Here is a 4,239-nt window from a genome sequence, read left to right on the forward strand (position 1 = left end):
GATCTTGCGTAACATGTTATCCTTTGGAACCACTACATCATAAATGGCCATATGAGGACTAAAAACCATAGACGTTTGTTTTTGAATCATCGTACTCACCCACATAAATTTATTACCTTGATTATAAAACAAAAAAAGGTAGATTTCCTCAGAATAAACTGAGAAAATCTACCTCTATTGGCCCGGAAGGGACTTTTTCAGTGCCCCCCGCAAAACCGGCCCTCTTTCTCAGACTTCCATCTCTTTAAAAATATCCGTTTCCTGACCAGCATTCAAGCTTAGTACATCCTCTACATCCTGATAAGACTTTCCATAAAGGTCGTCATCTTTGTAGGTATGGATTTCAGAATAAATCTCTTTCATGAAATCAAAAACGTCTTCTTCTTCAACAGATGGATTTGCCGGCCAATATAAGATTTCCATTGGAGTATTCTCTTTGGTGGCAAGCGATTTTCTGCTGTAGGAAATCGAAGAAGCATGCTTGAATCCTTCCCTTTTATAAAATCTCAGCCTTTTAAATGTATCATCATCATTTTCTTGAACTGGTTCGACTTCCAGCAAAATCGTTTTCTGCTTTTTTTGCAATTTCTGGATCAATTTCCTTCCTAATCCCTGCCCCCTTGATTTCTTTGATACAAATAGGTAATCAACGAATATAAACTCTTCCCCTTCCACATACAATAAAACATGGTCGGGACCTTCATCCTTTATATATATTTCCTGCTTATCTTCTAAGAGAACTTCAATATGTTCTTTAGACTTCATTTCTTCAATGGGGAAATACTGGTTTAGTTTTTCATACCAATTCATGATTTAATCTCCTCTTTTGCTAGTTTATTCTTTCCAGATTTTCTCTTATCCACTACAATGGAACTTAAATAGCTTTAAAACAATATTGGGGGGGTTGGATGTTCAGTTACTTTATTGACTTTGTTTTAGTTGCAGCTTGCGTTATTGGCATCACTGCCGTGAATGGCGTTGTGACGAATGGTATTGGCGAAAAATGGTTTGGAGGGAAACGTCACTCTCATATTTTCGATCAATCGAGACGAATTCAGTCAGGGTGGAATCAAGTTGGCGGGAATAAAAAGCGGTAATTTTAGAAAAAAATCGGATGACCGGAAGGATATTCCTTAAGGCCATCCCCTTTTTTTCATGGGGTATAATCCACTCCCTTTGTATATCGATTTGCTGCATTCCATAATAAATATTCATCAATCCCATTATCATTTAACGCTTTTATTTGGGCTTCCACTTCTTTCTTGCCATACCTTTGGTAATTCCCTTCTCCTAAATACGAAGCAGTAAAATCTTGAAGCCAAGGTCTTGAAGTTGGCGGGGTTTTTAATTCCTTCAGCTTCCCATTTTCCAATTTCGCATATTCCTTAACGAGATTATAGGGCTCCAAATCAGGCTTATCGATACCAAAATAAGATGTCCAATGACTTGGATAGATCATTGAGGAAATAACATCCACGTTCTCAGAGATTTTAGTGAAGTTCTGTCCAATTCCGGGAGCTTCAGGTAACGTAGCCGCATATCCAAAAATATCCACCGACACTTCCACACCATATGGCTCCAGTTGTTTCTTCGCATAACTTACAAAGTCCGTCACTGCCTGAACCCTTTTAGCTGAATGACTCACTTTCGCTTCATCATACTCACCGATATCATATTTCAAATCATTTTCTTTATTTTCGAATCCTTCGGGAAAACGGACATAGTCAAATTGAATTTCTTTAAAACCCATTTTTGCCGCTTCAATGGCAATACCGACATTATAATCCCAAACCTCTTTTAAGAATGGGTTAACGAAGGCTTCACCTCGACCATTCTTCCATACCTCTTCGCCATCTAAAAATGACAATTCAGGCTTCTCTTTAGCCAGAAGTGAGTCTTTAAAGACAACTACCCTTGCAATCGGATAAATCTGCTTATCCTCTAATTTTTTCAGCATTGCCTTAGGATTCTTTATGTAGTCTTTACCAATCCCGGCATATGGAGAATCGGGATTTTTGGTCTTATACGTTACGTTCCCCCAATCATCCTTAATATCAATGACCATCGCATTCAAATCGGTTTCATCTACATATTTAATAAGTTCATTCAATTTATTGCCACCCGCTGCAGGCCCTGTCACATATATTCCACGCACAGCATCCGGATAGGCGAATTTCAACCCCGAATCAAAAACAAAACGCGGTGCATTCACAGGCAGTTCTTTATTTTCTAATGCTACCTGCCTGGTTTCGTTCATGTCCTGTGCATGAACTGGCTGTTGAATCAGGAATATGCACATACCTGTCATCAACCATTTACTTCTTTGTTTCATTTCCTCCACCTCATTCGCCATCAGTCATCAATATTCAATAAATAAAAATAGACCCCTTTCTTTAATACCACAACCATTTAACTTTACTCCTATATATTATAAATAATTAAAAAAACTCTGCCATAAATAAACACACTTGAATGCAAACACGTTTCCAACACGTATTCCCATGTATGTATCTTTCCCTAAAATCGCCTGCTCAAGGTGAAATATATAAAACGGTTTTATTTACCTTGATGCTTTCATTGATCGATACAAACAGACGGAAAATCCGTTCCAATGGCGTTATTGCCGTTTCGATTATACATTTAATATGAATAAATGCTAAAATACAGTTATAGTGGACAATTCGTATTCTCAGAATGGCATCGATACAGGACAAAACGGCCTTCCACGAGATTTAAATGAGCGTTCCCCTTTCAAGGCGCACATTTCTTTCAAAGAAAGTGGATTCATTTTCTATTTATCCTTACAATAATGAAGAGCGAATATCCATTGATCAATAAACGCATTTAGAGGAGTGACTAGCAGTTGAAAAGGATTTTCTCCGGCATACAGCCATCCGGTTCCGTTACTTTAGGAAATTACATCGGAGCCATGAAACAATTCGTTAACTTACAAAATGAATATGAATGTTTCTTTTGTATTGTTGACCAGCATGCAATTACAGTTCCACAAGATCGCCTTAAATTAAGGAAAAACATTAAAACATTGGCCGCTTTATATTTGGCCATTGGCCTCGATCCAGAAAAGAATACAATCTTCATTCAATCAGAGGTACCTGCGCATGCTCAGGCAGGCTGGATTTTACAGAGTATTTCCTATATTGGTGAACTTGAGCGAATGACACAATTTAAAGATAAATCAGCTGGCAAAGAGGGGGTTTCTGCAGCATTGCTTACATACCCGCCGCTGATGGCAGCCGATATTCTCCTTTATAGTACGGATGTAGTTCCTGTTGGGGAAGATCAAAGACAGCATCTTGAATTGACTCGCGATTTGGCTGAACGGTTCAATAGAAAGCACAATGATATTTTCAAAATCCCGGAAATCAGCCTCCCTACAGAAGGGGCACGTATCATGTCCCTACAAGAACCAACCAAGAAAATGAGCAAATCGGACCCTAACAAAAAGGCAACGATTGCCTTATTGGATGATCCGAAGCAAATCGAAAAAAATATCAAGAGCGCCGTTACCGATTCCGAAGGCATTGTCCGTTACGATAAGGAAAACAAAGCAGGTGTTTCCAACCTGATGTCCATATACTCCATCTTCAGTGGGAAAACCTATTCAGAAATTGAAGAGATGTATGAAGGTAAAGGTTATGGTGACTTTAAAAGTGATTTGGCTGAAGTGGTTCTTGGGGAAATCCTGCCAATCCAGGAACGCTATCATGAATTGATCGATTCACCAGAATTGGATGAAATTCTTGACCGCGGTGCAGAAAAAGCGAACATTGAAGCCAATAAGATGATTAGAAAAATGTATAATGGCATGGGACTTGGCAGAAAGAGATAAAAAAAAGACGATCCTCATCGGATCGTCTCAGTTTGTAGACAAAAGGGGGTCGGAATTAAAAAATTCCGACCCCCTTTTTGAGATTCCCTTTGAATTTTTGCCTGAAGTTAAGAGATTGGGGCTCTACGAGCCCACTATGTTAGGCCATTTTTAGACCTCGCCATGTCCAATTGGCCACCTTCTTTAAATTAATGGCAGCGAAAGTAGCAGCCGTCATTAAAATGCGATAGAAAATCTGTTCAAACAGGTCTGTATCTTTAAAGTGTCGCTCATAATTTTTCCCGAACGTGGAGTAGGAGGTACTTTATCATGGAAACCACAGCCTAAGAACCAACGGTAAGCCATATTGGTTTCAACTTCTTCAATCGTTTTACGCATGGAACGAATAC

At 38.9% G+C, this 4,239-nt stretch carries 4 protein-coding genes and 1 pseudogene; 2 read left to right on the forward strand and 3 right to left on the reverse strand.

The window, feature by feature from the left end; genetic code table 11:
* Positions 1–228: 228 nt before the first annotated feature.
* Complete coding sequence (locus AC1DVK_RS26470; protein ID WP_061462098.1) at positions 229–810, reverse strand: GNAT family N-acetyltransferase; 582 nt, start codon at positions 808–810, stop codon at positions 229–231.
* Between the two features lie 98 nt (positions 811–908).
* Between AC1DVK_RS26470 and AC1DVK_RS26475 the strand changes: the two genes are divergently transcribed.
* Positions 909–1,097, forward strand: coding sequence for a hypothetical protein (locus tag AC1DVK_RS26475; RefSeq protein WP_061462097.1), 189 nt, complete (start codon positions 909–911; stop codon positions 1,095–1,097).
* 56 nt (positions 1,098–1,153) lie between these two features.
* Here the strand turns inward: AC1DVK_RS26475 and AC1DVK_RS26480 are convergent, their stop codons facing one another.
* Positions 1,154–2,332 carry a putative glycoside hydrolase gene (locus AC1DVK_RS26480; RefSeq protein ID WP_410860735.1) on the reverse strand — a complete coding sequence of 393 codons (1,179 nt, stop codon included), beginning with the start codon at positions 2,330–2,332 and terminating at the stop codon, positions 1,154–1,156.
* 531 nt (positions 2,333–2,863) lie between these two features.
* Here AC1DVK_RS26480 and trpS point away from each other — a divergent pair.
* Complete coding sequence (gene trpS, locus AC1DVK_RS26485) at positions 2,864–3,850, forward strand: tryptophan--tRNA ligase (protein ID WP_061462096.1); 987 nt, start codon at positions 2,864–2,866, stop codon at positions 3,848–3,850.
* Positions 3,851–4,058: 208 nt separating this feature from the next.
* Here the strand turns inward: trpS and AC1DVK_RS26490 are convergent.
* Positions 4,059–4,239: pseudogene (locus AC1DVK_RS26490) on the reverse strand (transposase); the annotation flags it as partial.

The organism is Peribacillus sp. P4_B1 (assembly GCF_056402395.1).

Coding starts and splice junctions, on each gene's coding strand:
- AC1DVK_RS26470 (WP_061462098.1), bottom strand. CDS start 810: ATGAATTGGTATGAAAAACTAAACCAGTATTTCCCCATTGAAGAAATG.
- AC1DVK_RS26475 (WP_061462097.1), top strand. CDS start 909: ATGTTCAGTTACTTTATTGACTTTGTTTTAGTTGCAGCTTGCGTTATT.
- AC1DVK_RS26480 (WP_410860735.1), bottom strand. CDS start 2,332: ATGAAACAAAGAAGTAAATGGTTGATGACAGGTATGTGCATATTCCTG.